14 protein-coding genes are annotated in these 20,956 nt (G+C 40.6%); 7 read left to right on the forward strand and 7 right to left on the reverse strand.

Going from position 1 to position 20,956, the window contains the following annotated elements:
- Positions 1 to 2: 2 nt before the first annotated feature.
- Complete coding sequence (locus L2567_RS13460; protein WP_235298311.1) at positions 3 to 665, forward strand: hypothetical protein; 663 nt, start codon at positions 3 to 5, stop codon at positions 663 to 665.
- Positions 656 to 4,705, forward strand: coding sequence for a T9SS type A sorting domain-containing protein (locus tag L2567_RS13465; protein WP_235298312.1), 4,050 nt, complete (start codon positions 656 to 658; stop codon positions 4,703 to 4,705). Before L2567_RS13460 ends, L2567_RS13465 begins: the two co-directional genes overlap by 10 nt.
- On the opposite strand, the gene L2567_RS13470 is transcribed toward L2567_RS13465, so the two are convergent.
- From L2567_RS13470 to msrA, 3 genes are read right to left on the reverse strand one after another with little or no spacing between them, the layout of a single operon-like run.
- Positions 4,702 to 5,262, reverse strand: coding sequence for a DNA-3-methyladenine glycosylase I (locus L2567_RS13470; protein WP_235298313.1), 561 nt, complete (start codon positions 5,260 to 5,262; stop codon positions 4,702 to 4,704). The two genes, L2567_RS13465 and L2567_RS13470, sit on opposite strands and share 4 nt — an antisense overlap.
- Positions 5,253 to 5,825, reverse strand: coding sequence for a nitroreductase family protein (locus L2567_RS13475; RefSeq protein ID WP_235298314.1), 573 nt, complete (start codon positions 5,823 to 5,825; stop codon positions 5,253 to 5,255). Before L2567_RS13475 ends, L2567_RS13470 begins: the two co-directional genes overlap by 10 nt.
- A gap of 47 nt (positions 5,826 to 5,872) precedes the next feature.
- Positions 5,873 to 6,532: a peptide-methionine (S)-S-oxide reductase MsrA gene (msrA, locus tag L2567_RS13480; RefSeq protein ID WP_235298315.1), complete on the reverse strand. Its 660-nt coding sequence runs from the start codon at positions 6,530 to 6,532 to the stop codon at positions 5,873 to 5,875.
- 197 nt (positions 6,533 to 6,729) lie between these two features.
- Here msrA and L2567_RS13485 point away from each other — a divergent pair, with 197 nt between their 5' ends.
- Both L2567_RS13485 and L2567_RS13490 read left to right on the forward strand, forming a co-directional pair.
- A complete protein-coding gene (locus L2567_RS13485) occupies positions 6,730 to 9,144 on the forward strand; it encodes a TonB-dependent receptor (protein WP_235298316.1) in 2,415 nt (804 codons plus the stop codon).
- Position 9,145: 1 nt separating this feature from the next.
- Positions 9,146 to 10,081, forward strand: coding sequence for a DUF4249 domain-containing protein (locus L2567_RS13490; protein ID WP_235298317.1), 936 nt, complete (start codon positions 9,146 to 9,148; stop codon positions 10,079 to 10,081).
- On the opposite strand, the gene L2567_RS13495 is transcribed toward L2567_RS13490, so the two are convergent.
- A complete protein-coding gene (locus L2567_RS13495) occupies positions 10,082 to 10,717 on the reverse strand; it encodes a rhomboid family intramembrane serine protease (RefSeq protein ID WP_235298318.1) in 636 nt (211 codons plus the stop codon).
- Between the two features lie 32 nt (positions 10,718 to 10,749).
- Positions 10,750 to 11,226 (reverse strand): 23S rRNA (pseudouridine(1915)-N(3))-methyltransferase RlmH, encoded by a 477-nt coding sequence (locus tag L2567_RS13500; protein ID WP_235298319.1) that lies wholly within the window; start codon positions 11,224 to 11,226, stop codon positions 10,750 to 10,752.
- Between the two features lie 185 nt (positions 11,227 to 11,411).
- On the opposite strand from L2567_RS13500, the gene L2567_RS13505 reads away from it, so the two are divergent.
- Together L2567_RS13505 and L2567_RS13510 are read left to right on the forward strand one after the other, a co-directional pair.
- Positions 11,412 to 12,128 (forward strand): NUDIX hydrolase, encoded by a 717-nt coding sequence (locus L2567_RS13505; protein ID WP_235298320.1) that lies wholly within the window; start codon positions 11,412 to 11,414, stop codon positions 12,126 to 12,128.
- Complete coding sequence (locus tag L2567_RS13510; RefSeq protein ID WP_235298321.1) at positions 12,125 to 14,890, forward strand: alpha-amylase family glycosyl hydrolase; 2,766 nt, start codon at positions 12,125 to 12,127, stop codon at positions 14,888 to 14,890. The genes L2567_RS13505 and L2567_RS13510 overlap by 4 nt, the downstream gene beginning before the upstream one ends.
- Before the next feature lie 135 nt (positions 14,891 to 15,025).
- On the opposite strand, the gene L2567_RS13515 is transcribed toward L2567_RS13510, so the two are convergent.
- Positions 15,026 to 15,712 (reverse strand): transposase, encoded by a 687-nt coding sequence (locus L2567_RS13515; RefSeq protein WP_235298322.1) that lies wholly within the window; start codon positions 15,710 to 15,712, stop codon positions 15,026 to 15,028.
- Positions 15,713 to 16,113: 401 nt separating this feature from the next.
- Positions 16,114 to 17,889: a SusF/SusE family outer membrane protein gene (locus L2567_RS13520; RefSeq protein WP_235298323.1), complete on the reverse strand. Its 1,776-nt coding sequence runs from the start codon at positions 17,887 to 17,889 to the stop codon at positions 16,114 to 16,116.
- 114 nt (positions 17,890 to 18,003) lie between these two features.
- Here L2567_RS13520 and L2567_RS13525 point away from each other — a divergent pair, with 114 nt between their 5' ends.
- Positions 18,004 to 20,955: a SusC/RagA family TonB-linked outer membrane protein gene (locus L2567_RS13525; protein WP_235298324.1), complete on the forward strand. Its 2,952-nt coding sequence runs from the start codon at positions 18,004 to 18,006 to the stop codon at positions 20,953 to 20,955.
- Position 20,956 lies beyond the last annotated feature (1 nt).

Genomic DNA, 20,956 nt, shown 5'->3' on the forward strand with positions numbered 1-20,956 from the left:
ACATGGTTACCGTCAGTTTTTTAAAGTTTTCCGGAAGGAATAAGTGGTTCGCGATGACTCAAATGGGTAGGGCTCATAGGTGGTTAAGTGAGGTAACGGGTTGTGACTTTTATAAGTTGATGGGCAGCGGAGGTGGAAATGGTTTCAGCATTATCCCTGATTTAAGCACATACTGCTTGCTTATGAAATGGAATTCTGAGCAGGAGTGTGACCGGTTTTTTGACAAAAGTGAAAATTGGCGGGCCTATCGAAATCGCAGTGATCAAAATTTTACTTTGTATTTGAAAGCCGTCAAAGTAATGGGAACCTGGGACGCGAAACAACCTTTTGAGATGTCGGAGGATCTTAAGGGAGAATTAGTAGTACTTACACGAGCCACGATCAAGAAGCATTACATACCCTATTTTTGGTCGAAAGTACCGAAGGCCAGTGCTGATGTTCGTGATACTGCAGGACATGTTTTTTCCAAGGGAGTGGGTGAAGTTCCGTTGCTCCATCAGGCTACGATTTCCGTTTGGAAAAACAAGGCATCTATGCATGCTTATGCCTATCAAAATGACTCCCACATCAATATGATCAGGGAAACACGTGAGAAAGGCTGGTACAAGGAAGAAATGTTTGCAGAATTTAACCTGATCAAAACCAAAGGAAAGATATGGACGTAAATAATAATAACATTGAACATCATAAAGCAGTCATCACGATGAAGAATTGGACTCATATCATCTTTTTAGCCGTCAATTTGTGGATAGGATACCAAATCATAGACTTTCATTATGCTGAAGCATTGGAGACTCAAGAGCTCACAGAAACGGAGAAAAAAAACAGGGGCAAAAAGGGTGAAAATTTCCATCAACCGAAAGCTGATGCACCTGAAATGTATGGTATTATTGATCGACAACTGAGAACACCACTTGACGTTGTTGTGCCGGAGTATCCTGAAAATTACTTAGCCAAAGAATACAGAAAAGCGAAGAAAAATGCTTCTAAGAAATATTTAAGAAACGAACTCAATTTTATTTCTAGAGGACCCGCTAATATAGGTGGTAGAACACGCGCCATATTGGTTGACCCTAGAGATGAGACCAAAAATACATGGATTGCCGGATCTGCAAGTGGAGGTGCCTGGAAAACGAAAGATGCCGGCAAAAGTTGGAGCAATATCAGTTCGGATTTTACATCCTTATCTACAAATACTTTAGCAATGTCTCAGAATAACCCGGATATTATTTATGCAGGTACCGGAGAACATTTCGTTGATGATACAGATGGAAACGGCCTTTGGAAGTCAGAAGATGGTGGTCAAAGTTGGCGCCAAATTGCCTCGCCAGAACAGTATGATGGATTTAAGAATGTTGCCCGAATCGTGATCGATCCTTCTGATGATGATGTCGTCCTCGTGGCTACTTCCAATAGCTGGTGGGTGGAAACCAATGATTATGCCATTTGGAAAAGCGTAGATGGTGGTGAAAGTTTTACCCGAAAATACACTTCTGAGCTAGGCCGGGTGGATGATCTTAATGCTAATCCGGAAAATTTTAATACCATCTATGCCGCTCTACGAGGTTATGGGGTTATTAAGAGTTTGAATGGTGGTGAGACATGGTTTGAGCCTGGTCCACCATTACCTGGAGTTGGACGAGTAGAAATAGATGTTTCTCATGTGGATACCTCAAGAGTTTGGGCTTCAGCGGAAGGTGGACCCTCAGCTGCTGGTTCAACCGTCTTTCTGAGTATCGATGGTGGTCAGACGTATTCACCGTTAAACGCTGAAAATGAAGAAATTAATTACCTGGGAGGTCAGGGTTGGTATGATAATATCATTACAGCGCATCCTTTTAAAAAGGAAGAAGCTTATGTAGGTGGTGTCAATTTATTCAAAGTCTCGGTGACTGGTACAGGTGATGTCTATACGGACTTGAGGGTAGAACAAGATGGAACCAGGTCTTTTTTGACCTTTATTACTGGGACCAATTTTCAATCAGAAGCTCGCATTCCGGAAGAAGAATGGAAATCAGTCGAGGTCAGATTTGGACAGGGTAGCCAAAAAGCTTATCGATTTACCGTTGGTGGTCAAGGTGCTGGAGTTCCATTCGGTAATTATGTTTATGAAGATTATGTTGACGTACCATTTACGGTTTTTGATACGGAGAGTGGAGAGCAACTTGCCGTTTCTTTCAGGGACCAACAAGACGATGGTGAATGGAACTTGCTTCCATCCAACACTTCTGATGATCCCTCTGATGATTCAAGAGATTATATTTTTATCCACGATGCTCCATATACGGAGGACCCCATTCCAGAAATAGCACAGGTTGGAGGAACGGAGTTTCGTTTGATGTACTTTATTTGGCCTGCGTTGCAAGATGATGCTGACATTGAACAAAACAATTACCCTGAATCCGAACTTAAAATTACAGTTTTCGAAGCTACTGCTTTTGAATCAGCAACAACCGTGCTGGCCGACGCTTATGGGAGCTTTAATGGCATCAATAATTTTTCAGCAGAAAATTTTATCAATCATGAGGGTTTACATCCAGATCACCATAACCTCTTAATCATAATTGAAAGTGAGGAAGAGCAAACCTTTAGATTGTTATCCGCGAACGATGGTGGTGTATACATAACAAAAGTGAGTGAAGATCCGGGATCCAATGAGGGTGACTTTATTTATGGAAGTTTCGGATACATTACTTCCCAGTTTTACGGGGCAGATAAAGCTCCGGGAGAAAATCGTTACATCGGAGGTATGCAGGACAATTCCACATGGTTCACACCTCAGGGTGTGGAAGCTAATACCACAAGTAAATATCTATTGGCTTTTGGTGGTGATGGATTTGAATCGATATGGAATAATGCCAATCCAAATCTGATTATAGGTGGGGCACAATTCAATAGTTTTCAACGATCATTGGATAACGGTAAAACTTGGATCAGAGCACTGGACAGTTTAACTGAGGGTGGACCTTTCATTTCCAGACTTGCAAACTCAAAGAGATATCCTAATCGACTGTTTACAGTAGGACCATCTGGTGTGTGGAGAAGTGAAAACTTTGGAGGAGAGTGGCAATTGACAGAAATACCGGAGGGATGGAGTTTTAGTAATTCTGCGGATGTTGAAGTTTCTCATGCGGATTCGAGTGTCATATGGGCCGGAGGTTTCTTAGGTGAGGAACGCAGGGTTTTTGTATCCCGCGATAATGGCCTGAGTTTTAACCCGGTCAGTAACTATGATGGGGTTACATTGGGTTCGGTCTCAGGAATAGGGACACACGCAAGCGATCCCTCTATAGCCTATTTGCTTTTTTCATTTTCAGGTAGACCCAAAGTTTTAAAGACTTCCGACTTTGGTGAGACATGGACCGATATTTCAGGTTTTGCAGAGAATGACGGTGTCTCAAGCAGAGGCTTTCCGGATGTGGCAATTCAATCTTTGCTGGTCTTCCCTAATGATACAAACCGCATTTGGGTGGGTTCAGAGATCGGAATCATTGAATCATTGGATGATGGCCTGAGTTGGAATCTACTACAAAGCAATATGCCTCCTGTATATGTCCACGAGTTTAAAATACAGGATGACCAGATAGTGATGGCTACTTATGGAAGAGGCATCTGGACAGTGGAAATAGATGGAATTGAACAAAATTATATCTTAGATCCTTCCGTGACCAGAGCTACACAGGACCTGACAGAAGGGCTGACCATAGATTACTATTTACCTACTGAATATGATTCGTCAAGAATTATAGTCAATGAAAGTTTGGTGAAAACGGTCGGGCCTAATGAGAAAGGGGGCTTTGAAGAAAGAGTACTTATTAGTGGATTAGAAGGCGAAGTCGTTATTGAAATCGAGTCATTTATAGGTGACGAGGTAAGAAGCTCAATGCCATATATCATTCAAGTTTTCATCCCCGGCGAAGTGACAAAACAATATGAAAATGATTTTTCTAATCTGAATAGAGCTGATGAATTTGTTGGAGGTAATTTTAGGTTTGCCCTTATTGACGGTTTTGCTGAACCAGCACTACATTCTGACCATCCCTATGTGAATGCCACAGATTATATTCATACATTAACCATCCCTTTCCTGCTATCTTCTGAAACCAACAATGAATTACAATTCAGAGAGGTTGCCATTATTGAACCCGGTGAAGAAGGTTCAGTTTTCGGGGATACTGATTTTTGGGATTACGTGGTTGTAGAAGGCAGCCAGGACGGTCAACAGTGGACTGCGCTTTCACGCGGATATGATTCCAGAGCCGATGAGGCCTGGTTATCAGCATTTAATAATGAAGAAGCGATCACAGATGATCTTTACAGAATTCGGAACATTAGATTAGAAAACACTTATGAGATTGGCGATACCATTCTAGTGCGTTTTCGTTTGCATGCAGATCAGTTTTTAACCGGATGGGGATGGGCGATTGACGACCTTGAGATTGGCGATGTAACCTCAAATGTCAGTGATGTTTATACAGTGAAGAAAGTATCCATTTTTCCCAATCCTGTTTCAACTGTTTTAAATTTGGAGGTCCAGCAGAAGCTTCTGCAACCAATGGTCAGCATAATAGATTTAAGTGGAAGGGTAGTTTTGAGAACTGACAGCTACAAACATGTGAACGTTAGTGATCTAAGAAGTGGAACATACTTTCTGAATATTGCGGACGGTGACTTTAGGCAAACCATTAAGTTTATCAAAATTTAATGGCGAAAGCAGTTGGTGGTGTGATCGTTTACCATGCCACAAGCCTGCATGTATGCATAACAGATGGTGCTACCTACAAATTTGAATCCTCTTTTTTTCAAATCTTTAGACATTTGATCGCTTATTTCAGTTTTTGCAGGAACTTGTGAAAGGCAAATCCACTGATTAAGAATAGGTTTATGATCTACAAACTGCCAAATGTAAGCATCAAAACTTCCAAACTCTTTTTGAACATCAAGAAAAGCAAGTGCATTGCTGATCACAGCGTTGACTTTGAGCTTGTTTCTTATGATTCCGGGATCATTTAGAAGTTGGCCAATTTTTTCATCGTCATAAGTGATGATTTTTTCAGCATCAAAATGGTCAAAAACTTCTTGATACCGTTTCCTTTTTTTCAAGACGGTAATCCAACTTAATCCTGCTTGTGCTCCTTCCAGATTAAGCATTTCGAATAGAAGCCGATCATCGTGGACAGGAACGCCCCATTCCTTATCGTGATACTCGATGTATAATGGATCCTCCGATACCCAACCGCATCTTTTTCTCTCTACAGCCACTCCACCTTATTTTCAATTGATGTTCTTTCAGAGGTATAAACCGCATCCTTCATGAAACCCATATAAAATAAACCCAGACATTTTTCTCCTTCTTTTAAATTTAAAAAACCACCCAGGTCCTCAATAGATTTTGGTGTTGACCAATAAGATCCAATTCCAAGAGTTGTGCAAGTCAGCCACATATTTTGTACGGCGCAAGCCACTGCGGCGATTTCTTCCCATTCCGGTACCGATTCATTAGGATCTCTTTTCATGCAAATCGCAATCACAGCAGCGGATTTTAGAACTTTCTTTTTTGTTTTCTTCAGCTTCATGGATGAAAAGTCCTCGGAAGGTGTATGGCTTTTATAGTGATCGACTAAAAACTCTGCAAGTTCTGACTTCTTCTGTCCTTTCAGTATTTTAAATCTCCAAGGTTCTGTTTTTCTATGTGTGGGTGCCCAATTGGCATTATTTAGAATATCACGAATCACTTCGTCTTCAATTTCTTTGTCCTCGTACATTGGAGGAAATACTGATCTTCTCTCTTGTATAATCCGGGTTATGGTCTCAAAATCCGACATAATAAAAGTTATTAAAAAAAGGCCCGAAATTCATCGAGCCTGGAAAATTATTGATGGTTTTCTTTTAGCAATTCTGGATACTTACTTTGAAAGCGTTTCAATCGTGGTATGCTGACAGCCCTGATATAAGACTGATTGGGATTCTTGCGTTCAAAATCCTGATGATACTCTTCGGCATCATAGAATGCTTCAAATGGTACCACTTCAGTTGTGATTGGCCCATCAAAGACATTTTTCTCTTTTAACATGGCAATATATTGATCGATGGCTGCTTTTTCTTCTTCATTTTGGTAGAAAATAGCTGATCGATACTGTCTACCTTTGTCAGGACCTTGTTGATTAAGTGTAGTAGGGTCATGAGAACCAAAAAACACTTTTAGTAAGGTTTCATAGCTGACCACTTCCGGATCGTAAAAAACCTCCACTGCTTCAGCATGATCTGTTCTACCGGCACTTACTTCCGGATAAGTAGCATTGCTTGCTTCACCTCCAGAGTATCCTGAAACCACCTCTCCTACACCTTTCACAGATTCAAATATGGCCTCCACACACCAGAAACAACCGCTCGCAAAGTATGCTGTTTCCAAATCTTCCGGTTTTTCTATGGAAGATTTCTCCTGCTTAGCTGATTTTACCGCCGTTTGTGTATTGCAACTCAATAAACCCATCGTAAGAATGAATGGAAGAAGTATTCTATAAATTTTCATCTTTAAATTATTTGACCTTATAACAGATTCTAGATAATTAATGTTTGGATTCCACATTGCTTTACATTAAAAGATAGCTTAAAAGTTATTCAGCGGACCAGTTCGTTCCCAGTACTGATAAAATTAGGTTAAGAAATGCTTAAACCAGGTAACATCTCACAATAATATTCGTTCTAACGTTCAGAAAATCTTTCCGAATGCTTAAAAAACTACTTTTATTTCTGAGCATTACCATTTCCTTTGGTCTTGACGCTCAGGAAAAACACACCATTTCAGGATACATAAGAGATGCCTCCACCGGTGAAGAACTGATTTCAGCAAACCTATATGAGTCCGGCAATCAAGTAGGAACGGTTTCAAATCTTTACGGATTCTATAGTATTACACTGCCTGAAGATTCGGTCTACCTAACTTTCTCCTATATAGGTTATCAACCTCAAACCATTGGAGTGTATCTGAATCAGGACATTGACCTGAATATCGAATTAGGTGAGTCCATAGCACTTGAAACCGTGGAAATTGTAGCTGAGAATGCGCAGAAAATTGAAGATAAGACGGAGATGAGTGTCATAGATGTACCCATAGCTCAAATCAAAAAAATTCCTGCTTTATTGGGTGAAGTTGATGTGCTGAAAACCCTTCAATTGTTGCCTGGTGTTCAGTCGGGTGGGGAAGGGCAGTCCGGATTATATGTCAGAGGTGGCAGCCCGGATCAGAATTTGATCTTACTGGATGGAGTACCGGTCTACAATGCCAATCACCTTTTTGGCTTCTTTTCGGTTTTCAACGCAGATGCCATTAAGGATGTCAAACTGACCAAAGGTGGATTTCCGGCAAGGTACGGTGGCAGATTGTCGTCAGTACTTGAAATCAATATGAAAGAAGGTAATGACAAAGAATATCATGGTTCTGTTACAGCTGGTATCATTTCGTCTAAATTCACATTCGAAGGACCCATTGTCAAAAATAAGGCTTCATTTATCATTTCAGGCAGAAGGACTTATATCGATATTTTAGCAAGACCTTTAATAACATATGCCCTCAGCCAGGAAGGAGTAAAAGGAAAATTCGGATACTACTTTTATGACTTAAATGCAAAATTAAATTATAGGATATCAGATCGCGATCGTGTTTTTCTAAGCGCATATACAGGCGATGATCGTTTTTATGTTTCGACTTTGGAAGATTTTGAATTAGGGCAAGATTTTTCCAGTGAACAAGAGACCAGATTCAATCTGGGATGGGGGAATATCACGACTGCAGCCAGGTGGAACCACAGGTGGACCAATAAGTTATTTAGCAACCTAACAGCAACTTATACCAGGTACAATTTCAACACCTTGATTGGCAATAGGTCTGAAGATATTAATAGCGAGGGTGACGTGTGGAATGGAGAAAGCTTAAGTGCAGGTTACGATTCAGGTATTGACGACATATCGTTGAGGTACGATTTTGACTTTATACCTCTTCCGAATCACTTTGTCAAGTTTGGAGCTCAAGGGATTTGGCATCAATTCAATCCGGGAATCTTTGATATAGATGCATCTTTTGTCTCAGAAGGCACACAGGGTATTGCCATAGATACAGCATTCGGTCAAGAAATTGTAAGGTCTACGGAATATAATCTATTTGTAGAGGATGATTACAAGGTCAATGATTTTATGAAGGTCAATGGTGGTTTGCATTTTAGTGGATTTTCATTGGCCAACACACATTATACCTCTTTGCAACCCAGAATTTCCCTTAATTTCAGATTACCCGATTCCTATGCTTTAAAAGCGTCCTTTGCTACCATGCGACAATATGTGCAGTATTTGACCAATGAAAATCTGGGGTTGCCATCGGACCAGTGGTTGCCGACAACCGACAGAATCAAGCCTCAGGATTCATGGCAGGTGGCCCTTGGGATCGCCAAGACCTTTGGCGCTCAATATGAATTTAGCGTCGAAGGGTATTATAAAGAAATGAAGAACCTGATTGGATATAAAGAAGGTGCGTCCCTTTTTAATCTTGGAGATTGGCAGGATCAGGTCACCCAAGGTCAGGGAAATTCCTATGGTGCTGAAGTATTTGTTCAAAAGAAAAAAGGACGACTGACCGGATGGCTGGGATATACACTTTCATGGTCCAACAGGCAATTTGATGATAAGAATTTTGGCAAATGGTATCCTTTCAAGTTTGATAGAAGACACGATATTTCCATCGTAGGAATATATGAGATTACAAAAAGGATAAGCTTTGCTGCCACCTGGGTTTATGGAACAGGAAATGCCATAACTTTTGCCGAGTCACTGGTGCCTTCTTTCAATATGTCGAGGTTTGGTGGCAATTCTACCAGATTCATCGAATACTTTAAAGAGAGAAATAATTTTCGAATGGGTGATTACCATCGGTTGGATATCGGATTTGATTTTACAAGAGAGCGGAAAAGATATACCAGAACCTGGTCCGTAGGGGCGTACAATGCCTATAGTAGAAGAAATCCTTTCTTTATCAATAGAGAAACCAAGTTTATCGATAACCCCGATGGAAGTTTTGAAACAGAAGAGGTTTTAAGGCAATATAGTTTGTTCCCCATCATCCCATCGTTAAGTTTAAAACTAGATTTTTAAGATGAAAAACACCATTATATTACTACTGGCAATTTTATTTCTATACTCATGCGAAAGCCTTATCATTAAGGATCTTGAAGTAGAAGATACCGGTTTCGAAAAGCAATTGGTTGTGCAATCTTTTATCGAAGCCAATACGGACTCTATAGTAGCTTTGATCTCAGAGAACGAATCCATACTAACACCAATAGACGATATAAAATATTTAGAGAATGCAGATGTACGTATTTTTCATGATGGGCAAGAATTTGCCAAATTATCGCAGGAGGCCGACGGCAGATATTATGTTTTTTTAGGCCAACCCATTACGGATAGAGGTGCATACGAAATCAGGGTGTCAGATACGCCATTTGAAGATGCAAGTGCTATGACCATAGTACCTGAAGACGTTGTCATTAGTAATCTCAAGTTTAAGTTTCAGGCTGGGACCGATCCCTTAGATATGAGTCCGATCAGTGAGATAAGTTTTACCATTGATGATCCTGAAGGCAAAGACTATTACACCGTAGAGGTCAATGATATTTTTTTGGGCCAGGATACTTTTTTTAACGGTATAGATACCATCATAGAAGAAAGGTTTTTTGGCGTCTATCCGGCTCCAACACAGTTGGACCCTAGTGTGAGTACATCAGGCTTCTCTAATGCATTCATCATCAGTGATGACACATTTGATGGCCAAAAGAAAGAAATAAAACTCCGATTTGTTTTGAATTACTGGACCAGTTCTGACAATTTTGAGGAATTGATTAAAAAGTCATTAAATTTCAGGTTCACCACACATTCTGAGGATTCCTTCTTATATGTCACCTCAGTCAACGCTTACGACTCGGCCAGTGATTTCAATATTTTCGGCGAACCGGTGTCAGTTTATACGAACATCAATAGTGGGTTGGGTGTTTTCGCAGGCAAATCCAGTAAAATATATGATTTTAAATGATCAGAAAGCAGAAGCTATTTTACTGATAAATTCGGGTACAATCCCTGGATTAAATAAGATAATAAACAGCATGCCATAAAGTGCACCGTAGAAGTGAGCATCATGCCCAATCCTGGTGTCCTGTTTCCTTGCTGCCCAGGAGGAATAAGCCAAATACAAAATTCCGAATATGAAAGCCGGAATATATACCGGAATAAATATGATCCCAATACCCGACATTGGCCTAAACAAAATACTGATAAAAATGACTCCTGACACTGCACCGGATGCTCCTATGGCGCCGTATCCCGGGTTGTCACGGTGTTTAAAAAAGGAAGGCAAATTAGCCGCGATAATGCATGTCAGGTACATGGCCAGATATAGCAATCTGCCAGGCAATATTCCAAATTGGAACACAAAGTATTCTTCTACAATATTTCCAAACATCAGCAAAACATAGACATTGAAAATCAGGTGTGCCCAACCTCCGTGTAGGAAGCCTGAACTGAGCATTCTGTAATACTCCTTGTTTTTATATTCTGCGTATGGGTAGTGCTTAAATTTTTCGAAAAAACCTCTATCTGAAAATCCTTTGTAAGATATCAATGCGGTTAAAACGATGATGCCGAGTGTTAGATTGATTTGAATATCATTCATGGTGTAAAGATACGTCAGTTTAAATAAATATATTATTTCTTTTCATTGTGATAGTTTTCTCCCCTCAAGATGGTAAATGCCCGGTACATTTGTTCCAGGAAAAAAGTCCTGATCATTTGATGAGAAAAGGTCATTTCTGAAAGTGAGACTTTCTCCTGAGCTCGCTCGTATACAGTTTCGTGAAATCCGAACGCACCACCGATGATAAAAAGCACTCTTTTATAGGTTGAAATTTGTAGTTTATTCATCTTTTCAGAAAATTGTACAGATGTGTATTGCGTTCCCTTTTCATCGAGAAGAATCATATAATCAGTAGGTTCACATTGGCCTAAAATTAAATCAGCCTCCAGCAGTTTCAAAACCTCAGGATCTCCGCCGAACTTTTTAATTTCAGGTATAATCTGGTATTTGAGCTTTGTATACCGCTTTAATCGCTTGAGGTACTCTTGCTCTGCAGCATTAAAGTATTTTTCCTTTGTTTTACCGATTACCCAAAACTCAAACTTCATTTTTATTTTTTACGCTCACTAACTTTAAATGGTTGGTCAATTCTTCATTATCAGGTCGAAAGATAGGGTAAAATCTGCATTTTAGGGACAGTTTGTATGCAGGAGAAATTTAATATGATCAGGTAATTTTATAGAAAGTGTTAAATTAACACTATCTTGTTCCCTATCCCAATTTTTGTTGAAAGATGGAAAGCACAAGTAGAATAGTTCAGGCGTTAGGGCCATTAGATGAGGAAGTAAAACTTCGGTGTACAGTAGATTGTGTCATTTTTGGCTATGACCAGGAAGACCTAAAGGTATTGACCATAGAATGTAACATGGAGCCTTTCAGAGGCATGCCATCACTTCTAGGTGATTTTGTCGCGCAAGACGAGGACGCTGACTCTGCTGCTAAGAGGATTTTGAAGTATTGCACCGGCAATGATGAAATCTATCTCGAAGAAGTAAAATGTTTTAGTAAACCGGATCGACATCCATTCGGCAGAGTGATCACCATTGCCTATTATTCACTAGTGTCTATTCCCCAGACCATTTTGACGGATGCTGCTGGCAAACATTTGAACTGGCGTTCGGTGGATGAGATAACTTGTATGGCATTTGACCATAAGGAAATTTTGGATACTTGCCTCAAACAGCTACGACACAGCCTGAGAGAAAAGCCGATTGGCTTCAATTTACTACCCAAGAAATTCAGCCTTAAACAACTTCAGACTCTATATGAAGTAGTACTTGACATTGAATTGGATAAAAGAAATTTTAGACGAAAACTGCGCTCATTAAATATTCTTATTGATCTGGAAGAACAGCAGCGAGAAGTGAATCATCGACCTGCCAAGCTTTACAAATTTGACGATAAGAGTTTTGAAAAGAAGCGATCGAATGGATTGAAATTTGAAATATGAATAAACTACTAATACTGTTATTAACCTTCGTTATTTGGAAAGCGGAAGCGCAATTGATCAGAACGGAACCTGCCTTCCCTTCACAATTTGATGATGTGACCGTATATTTTGATGCCAGCAAAGGGGACGGAGGACTAGCCGGTTTCACGGGTGATGTCTACGCCCATACCGGTGTGATCACCAACGAAAGCAACAGCCCTACCGACTGGAAGAATGTACAGGGTCAATGGGGTATTGAGTTTCCAAAAACACTGATGACGGCGGAAGGAAATGATATTTATTCCATCTCTTTTAACATTATGGATTTTTATGGTATTTCAGATGGCACAACCGTGGAACAACTGGCTTTTGTGTTTAGAAATGTAGATGGCAGCGTGACAGGTAGAGCTGAAGGAGGAGGTGATATTTTTACGCCAGTCTACCCGCCGGATGAAGGATTACTACTGACTGTTTTTTCACCAGAACAAGCGGGAGCCATCATCTACGAAGATGATAGTCTCTTTGTTCAGTTTGCGCTCAATACTAAGGCGATGGTTTCTGTACTGGACAATGACATAGTGGTCTATAGTGACAGCACCGAAAGTGTCAGCTTTTTCATAAAGGAACCATTGGCAGGCGCCCATCAACTTGAATTTATCGTGACGAATGAAATAGATAGTCTATCTCTATTTAGAAACTATTTCGTTTTGCAAAGAAACGAGGAGGCCATCGACCCTCCTCTTGAAATGCCAATGGGACTGAGCTATTTTACAGACAGCACTTACTACTTCCAACTTTTCGCACCTGAAAAGGAACATGTATTCTTACTGACACCTTCGAACAGCTATAATGTAGATCTGGAATACAAGATGAACAGATCGAGTGATCGCTCAACTTTCTGGATTGAATTGGATACCTCTTTATTTACAGGAGGCAGAAATACCTATCAGTATCTGATTGATGGCAGAATTAAAATTGCTGACCCTTTTTCGACCGTTGTGCTTGATCCAGCAAACGACCCATTTGTGCCCGAAGAAGTGTTAAGAGAGCTACCACCTTACCCTGAAGGCAAGACGAATGGAATTGTGACAGCTTTCGACCTTGATAATGATGATTTTCCTTGGACAGATTTTGCAATGTATGAAATACCCGAACAGACTAACATTGTGGTATATGAGCTGTTAATGAGAGATTTTTTGGATGACAAAAACTACGCTTCCTTGCTGGATACCCTGGATTATCTTGAAGATTTGGGCGTTACAGCTATTGAACTGATGCCTGTCAATGAGTTTGAAGGAAATCAAAGTTGGGGTTACAATCCCTCCTATCACATGGCCTTAGATAAATATTATGGCAGCAGACGCCAGCTCAAGATGGTGGTCAATGAAGCTCATTCCAGAGGGATTGCAGTGATTCTGGATGTCGTTTATAATCATGTATTCAGCCAGAGCCCTCTTGCTCAGATGTACTGGGATGGTGCGAATTTCAGACCAACCGAAGATAGTCCTTATTTGAATGTCACTGCCAGACATCCTTTTAATGTGGGTTATGATGTCAATCATGAGAGTGCTGCTACGAAAGCCTGGGTCAAGCAAACCCTGGGTTATTGGATGACAGAGTTTCATATCGATGGTTTCCGCTTTGATTTATCTAAGGGATTTACTCAAACTAATTCGGGCAACGATGCTGGATTGATGTCAAGGTATGATGCCGGCAGGATTGCAATCTTGAAAGATTATGCGGATTACATATGGAGCATAAACCCTGATGTGTATGTGATTCTGGAGCACTTTGCAGATAATGACGAGGAAAAAGAATTGGCCAATTACGGCATGATGCTGTGGGGCAATATGCATTTTCAATTTCTCAGAGCAACCAAAGAGCAATCTTCTGACCTTGAATGGTTGGATTATAAAGTAAGGGAATGGGACCATCCGCATGTGGTAGGATACATGGAAAGTCATGATGAAGAGAGGATCGTCGTAGATCTTGAGAATACTGGATTTTCGCTGGATGAGGCATTGGAGAAAGTAGAAACGGCGTCCACGATTCTTTACCTGGTACCAGGACCGAAGATGTTTTGGCAGTTTGGAGAATTAGGTTTTGACTACAGCATCAATTGGTGTGTCAATGGATCGGTGAATAACAACTGTCGATTAGATCCAAAGCCGGTGGTTTGGAATTATTTAGAAGATGAGGAGCGATTGGAATTACGTGATGTTGTAGCTAATATTCTTGATCTGAAAAAGAACTATCCCACTTTTTCGAGCGATGATTATGAGTTCAATGATGGAAATCTGTACTTGAAGACCATTCATTTTAATCACGAGGAAATGGATGCTGTGGTCATGGCTAACTTTCGAGATGTGACCGGAAACCTGAATCCCAAATTTCAATATGAAGGAGTTTGGTATGAGTATTTCAGTGGAGATTCATTGGTTGTAGAAGATACACAGGAGAAAATACCATTGCAATCTGGAGAATATCGGATTTATACTTCTGAGAGGATAACTCCTGTGAGAGGTTTTACATCTTCAGTTGAGGATTTGGCTGAGGCCAATATTGAGATTTGGCCTAATCCGGCTAGAGCTGGTCAGCGATTGTACATTTCTGGTGATATCGATGTACAAGAATTGTGGATGGTTGATCAGTTGGGACGGAATGTGTTGTACAGTGACCATGTGAGTGGATTTAGAGTGCCTACGGATATGCCGAGTGGTGTCTACTATCTTAGAATTTCAGATGGAGAAAGGGTAGGAGTGAGTCGGTTGGTGGTGGAGTAGATTGCACAGGACCTCGGGTTTCAACCCGAGAATATAGGACCACGGATTTTAATCCGTGCTTTTATGACTAGCAGAACCACGGATTTTAATCCTTGCCTTTATGACTAACAGAACCACGGATTTCAATCCGTAGCTCTAATACGATTCCATCTCTCCATACTCCGGACTTAAATAGCTATGTTCAAAATCACTCGCTTTTTCTACAATTCCTGCCTTGACCGGATTTTGAAGGATATAGCGAATGACATTGCTCAGCATTTTTTCATTGCGAATGTATATATCAAAACTTTCTTTACCCCAAAATTTGCCAGACCGGCTCAACTGTTTATTCGCATAAAAGGCTGAGGAACCTTTGATTTTCTTCATTATTTGGTCCAGTGTAGTAAAGTTTTCTGCATTTGCAGATATTTGACCATCTGGCGGTATTTGAACACTGGTGTCTATCAACAGGTGAATATGATTACTCATAATCGTGCAGGCGATCAGATGATAGAGCTGATCATTGTGTTTAAGGATTTCACGCATGCAGATTTTGGCAATTTTGTGTTCTTGTAAATATCTTGGCCCCGCTTCTCTATTGTCCAATATGCGATCATAACTTACCACAAGTCTTCTTTTTAAATAATACTTTCTGCTATTAGTATCGCGAGGATTGGAATATTTGATCATGGCTTTGCTGATAGCTTGTTGGTAATTTCGACTTAGTTCCCTGATAACTGAATTGTGGATGCTTCCGTGTAGGCGAAAGGTTACGAAGAAAGTCGCTCCGATAGGTTGAATGTGAGGTAGACGCTGTTTGTAGTATTGTTTAAGCTCTTGCATACACTTTGTTTTATGTATTAGTGTGTCGCAAGTGATTTGCGTTACCATTTACTGTGTTCTTTTTGAAATTTTATAGAGAATTAGATCTGGATAGGGGAGTTGGATATAAAGTGATAAAACTGTTGAGAGGAGACGGCAAATGAATTTGCCGGGCCAATGGAAGTGCTAATGTGATCAGTTTTGTGGAAATAGTTGAGTGAGTATTTAATGAATAGAGGATAGACGGCAAATGAATTTGCGGGCCAATGGTTAGCAAAAATTATCGGTGAATAAATATGCCGGGCCAATGGAATTGCCGGGCCTGTGGTAGATTGCACCCTGCAAGCAATGGTTGATTTGCATCAGACATTAAAAAAGCCGATGAGAGTACTCACCGGCTTTTTCTATTTCAAATTTCTCGATTATTTTACCACTATTGGCTTTGCAACCAAAAACGACTTATTGTAAAGTTTTACAAAGTAATTGCCTTGATTCAAACCAGATACATCTAACGTCACAAATCCGTTTCCCTGCTGAACTTTAGTCATCAAAGTTCTGCCAGTTATATCAATGACCTCAATATTTACTCTTCCAGTAATTAATTCTGAATCTAGTTCAATATTGATGATGCCATCTGTCGGATTCGGATACACCTTGATCTCATTCAAGATCGACTCATTATATACTGAAGAAGGAGGCTGGAAACCATAAGCTCCATTGTCCGTTCTAATAGAAATCATGTACGTTCCCGCTGTAACAGGGATGTTAGGTCCGTCTTGCGTACCAATACCAGTTGGCCAAGAATCTGCACCCCAATTCACTGTCCACATACTATCCGCGCGGAATTTAGCCTCACCATCCTGTAATGTCAATGGAGAAATGGTCCACAACTGCTCATCAGTTTCATCCTTAGTTAAGAAAATGTCTACATTCCAACCATCTTCTACACCGGTAGCTGTTCCTACGATACCAACTCTATCAAATATTACCAATTCCTCAAAATTATACTCACCAGTCTTATTGTTATAGGTAATGAAGTATTCACCAGCAGTAATAGGTACTAGTGCTCCACCTAATTCAGCTGTTCCAGAAGGAAATTCACCTGCGCTGTAGGGACTTCCAATATCTCCATTATGTACAAAATATAGTTCACCATCATCTAGTATTGTTCTCAATGTCCATAAAGTGGTATCACTAGAACTTCTATTAAGTGGAGTTACTGTTTCAAATAGTCCTTCTGTGGCATTTCCAATGATCCCAGCTGTTTCAAGATTTTCAAACGCTCTAAAATTAAAAATTAAGGTTTCTGTATTGAAGGTAACGTAGTAGAGTCCAGCTGTAGCTATCATATCAGCACCACCAAGAACAGCAGTGTCCATAGGGAATTCACCACTACCATACTTCATGTTCCAGTCACTATTCGCTCGGAATAAGAAAGCACCATCTGTCATTTCAATTTCACCAACCCAAGTTACTCCATCTGATTGTCTTGTTAAAAAAGTTTCAGAAGCCTCATCCCATCCACCTGGGGTTGCTTCACCTATCAAACTTATGGTCTCAAACAACACTAATTCTTCGAAATTATAAAAACCAGTGGTGGTGTCAAAAGTTACATGATATGTTCCCGCAGTAGAAACAGGAATATCAGCTCCACCTTGTGATCCAATTCCACTAGGAAAGCTATCCGCGCCCCAATTTACTGCCCAGTCATCATCAAGTCTGAATTTCACTAAAGAATCAAGTAATTCAATGTCTAAGAAAAAGAGTCCATTAGTATCTTCATACATATTTACATCCTCAGCCCAACCTGTACCAGGGACTGCATTTCCTATCAATCCAACACGAGATTGTATCTCAAAAGAATAGTTACCAGTGACTGTATCTAAATAAATATCGTAGTTTCCAGCAAAAACGGGAATGTCAGCCCCGCCCTGAGTGCCTGTCCCAGTTGGGAAATCTGGAGAACCCCAGTTTACTGTCCAATCGGGATCATTATTCAATCTAAACTTTACAAGGCCATCTGTTAGATCTGTATTTACGTAAAATAAGCCCATCGTATCGGCTACTTCTTCCATTATAATGTCCGGACCCTCCCAGCCATTCGGAGTCGCACTTCCCACAATACCCACGGTATCCTGTGCACTCACTCCTAATGCCATCATGCATAAAATAAAAGCATACAGTAATCGTAATTTCATAATTCTTTAATTTAAATTTTAAATTTTAAAGTTCTTAATGTCAATTTGACACAAAGTACTAAAAGTTTTATATTTTCGCGGTACTTCATCACAAAAAACATTAAATTATTTTCAATGAGGTTGACTAAATTATATTTGCTCAGAAGCAGTCTCGCCATACTCCTGGCCATCTGCTCCATTTTCTTCGCATACAGCCAGAAAATGATTACCGGAATTGTCGTTGATGAGGAAACTCAAGATCCCTTAATCGGTGCTACCGTCGTTGCTAAAAACGATATCGGTAATGGGACAACCACAGATATCGATGGCAGTTTTCAACTACAGGTGGATGAAGCAGAAGATGCCATAATTATTTCTTATACCGGATACAGGGACAAGGAAGTAGCATTGACCTCAAATGAACTTGGAAGTATTACTCTTGCATTTGGTGAATTACTGGACGAGGTAGTCGTGGTGGGATATGGTACGGTTAAAAGAGAGGATGCGACAGGATCTATTCAGTCCGTAAGCTCAAAGGACTTTAACAAAGGAGCTATCACTGGACCTCAGCAATTGTTGTCAGGTAAGGTAGCAGGTGTTGCAATTACTACTGATGGTTCACCAGGAGGTGGATCGAAAATAAGGATTAGAGGGGAATCTTCACTTTCTGCCTCTAATGACCCTCTGATTGTTATAGATGGCGTGCCACTTGACAACGGCGGGGTGTCAGGAAATCGAAACCCTCTTAATATCATCAATCCCAACGATATCGAATCGATGACTGTTCTGAAAGATGCTTCTGCGTCAGCCATTTATGGTAACAGAGCGGCAGGCGGTGTCATTCTTATCACGACAAAGCAAGGAGAGTTGGGCAAGAAAGTACGAGTAGGATACAATGGTAATGTTTCTTTTGGTAACGCAGTCAATCAGGTGGATGTGTTGACCGCAGACGAATTCAGGGCCATACTTTCAGAAAGATACCCTGAGCCTCATCCAGCTACGGGCTTAACCGGAGAGGCTTCGACCAATTGGCAAGATGAGGTATACCAACAAGCCATTGGAACAGACCACAACCTCAACGTTTCAGGTGGAATAGGAGTGGTGCCTTACAGAGTTTCCATTGGTTATACGGATATGCAGGGTCTCCTTAAAACAGATCATTTTAACAGATATACAGCCGGAGTAAATTTAACTCCAGGCTTGCTGAATAATGCCCTTCAACTTAAATTACATTTCAAGGGGATGTTGACCCAAAATCAATTTGCGGACCGGGGTGCGATAGGAAATGCATTGGGCTTTGATCCTACAAGAGATCCATTGGATCCGGACAGCCCATATGGCGGCTTTACCACCTGGACCAATGTCAATGGAGAACCCAATGCAATTGCACCTACTAACCCCTTGGCACTACTGGAATTAAGGGATGACCAATCCACCGTAAGACGATATCTGACCAATGTAAGTGCAGACTATAGAATTCCATTTTTGCCTGATCTCAGGGCGAATCTAAACCTGGCTTATGATTATTCACTGGGAAGCGGAAGTGTCTCCGTGCCCACCTTTGCTTCCTTCGCCTTCAATGCCATTACTGGCGGGGGTGTGGAAAATATTTATGAGCAAACCAAGGAGAATGAACTCTTGGAATTTTACTTGAATTATAAGAAGAGCCTTGATCGACATACTTTCGATGTTCTGGGAGGATACTCATGGCAGCACTTTTTTGTCAATAATAGCTTTACAACTTCAGACGCGGCCGGGACGCCTTCAGAGACTCAGACGGGTAGCGACCCTGGTGAATTTTACCTGGTGTCATTGTATGGTAGAATCAATTATAATTACAATGACAGGGTTTTGGTGACCGGAACTTTGAGAAGAGATGGGACTTCCAGATTCTCTCCTGAGGAGCGATGGGGACTCTTCCCTGCGGCAGCATTGGCAGTGAAGGTCATAGAGAATGACAATACTTATTTAAATACGGTAAAAGCCAGAGCAGGTTGGGGTGTTACAGGTCAGCAGGAAATCGGTGATTACTATGCTTATCTAGCAAGATATCAGGTAGGTCTGAGCAATGCAGCCTATCAATTTGGGGATCAATTTGTGACCACTTTACGGCCAAATGGGTATGACGGCGGAATCCGATGGGAGGAAACGTCTACTTATAACATAGGAGTTGATTTTTCTGTGATTCGCGATCGACTTACAGGTTCCATTGACGTCTATCAAAGAGATACTAAAGATCTTTTGAACCGGATTCCAGTTCCTGCTGGCACAAATCTCACGAACTTCATCACCACCAATGTGGGAAATATGCAAAACAGAGGAATAGAAATAGCCTTAAATACCACTCCCATTTTGACAGATAAAGTGGTATGGGATTTTGCAGCTAATTTGGCGATCAATAGAAACGAAATTACGAAATTGACGGCCACTGAAGATCCGACCTATGTTGGGATTTTGACAGGAGGAATTGCCGGTGGTGTAGGAAGTAATATTCAAATTCACAGCGTGGGTTTTGCTCCTAGTTCGTTTTATGTTTATGAGCAATTATACGATGAAGACGGGAACATTTTAGAAGGTCAGTTTGCAGATCGAAATGAAGATGGAGTGGTCAATGATGACGATAAGTACAGGTTTGAGAAAGCTGCTCCGGATTATGCGATAGGACTGACCAGTAATCTGACTATTGGTGATTTTGATCTGTCATTTGCAGGCCGGGCTAATATAGGCAACTACGTTTATAACAATGTTGCCACGGATCAGGGATGGCTGGATCGTCTATATAATTCGAACAATGTGATATGGAATATTCATCAGGCTGCTATTGACAATAATATTGTCAAACAATCCAGTGTCACTTTTAGCGATGCTTATGTGGTGGATGCTTCATTTTTCAGACTGGATCACATCACCGCAGGTTACAATCTAGATAAGATTATTGGCCAAAATATCAGAATTTACTCAACTGTACAGAATCCATTTGTGTTAACCAATTACGAAGGACTAGACCCGGAGCTAGGAAATGGAATTGACAATAATGTCTATCCTAGACCAAGGACCATTTTGTTTGGAATTAGTGCTAATTTTTAAA

The sequence above is a fragment of the Portibacter marinus genome (genome assembly GCF_021533195.1).
Classification (GTDB): Bacteria; Bacteroidota; Bacteroidia; order Chitinophagales; family Saprospiraceae; genus Portibacter; species Portibacter marinus.

Excerpts from the sequence above, each read along its gene's own strand:
- L2567_RS13510 (WP_235298321.1), top strand. The coding sequence starts at position 12,125 with ATGAATAAACTACTAATACTGTTATTAACCTTCGTTATTTGGAAAGCG.
- L2567_RS13515 (WP_235298322.1), bottom strand. The coding sequence starts at position 15,712 with ATGCAAGAGCTTAAACAATACTACAAACAGCGTCTACCTCACATTCAA.
- L2567_RS13490 (WP_235298317.1), top strand. The coding sequence starts at position 9,146 with ATGAAAAACACCATTATATTACTACTGGCAATTTTATTTCTATACTCA.
- L2567_RS13460 (WP_235298311.1), top strand. The coding sequence starts at position 3 with ATGGTTACCGTCAGTTTTTTAAAGTTTTCCGGAAGGAATAAGTGGTTC.
- L2567_RS13495 (WP_235298318.1), bottom strand. The coding sequence starts at position 10,717 with ATGAATGATATTCAAATCAATCTAACACTCGGCATCATCGTTTTAACC.
- L2567_RS13465 (WP_235298312.1), top strand. The coding sequence starts at position 656 with ATGGACGTAAATAATAATAACATTGAACATCATAAAGCAGTCATCACG.
- L2567_RS13475 (WP_235298314.1), bottom strand. The coding sequence starts at position 5,825 with ATGTCGGATTTTGAGACCATAACCCGGATTATACAAGAGAGAAGATCA.
- L2567_RS13500 (WP_235298319.1), bottom strand. The coding sequence starts at position 11,226 with ATGAAGTTTGAGTTTTGGGTAATCGGTAAAACAAAGGAAAAATACTTT.
- L2567_RS13520 (WP_235298323.1), bottom strand. The coding sequence starts at position 17,889 with ATGAAATTACGATTACTGTATGCTTTTATTTTATGCATGATGGCATTA.
- msrA (WP_235298315.1), bottom strand. The coding sequence starts at position 6,532 with ATGAAAATTTATAGAATACTTCTTCCATTCATTCTTACGATGGGTTTA.
- L2567_RS13485 (WP_235298316.1), top strand. The coding sequence starts at position 6,730 with ATGCTTAAAAAACTACTTTTATTTCTGAGCATTACCATTTCCTTTGGT.
- L2567_RS13505 (WP_235298320.1), top strand. The coding sequence starts at position 11,412 with ATGGAAAGCACAAGTAGAATAGTTCAGGCGTTAGGGCCATTAGATGAG.
- L2567_RS13525 (WP_235298324.1), top strand. The coding sequence starts at position 18,004 with ATGAGGTTGACTAAATTATATTTGCTCAGAAGCAGTCTCGCCATACTC.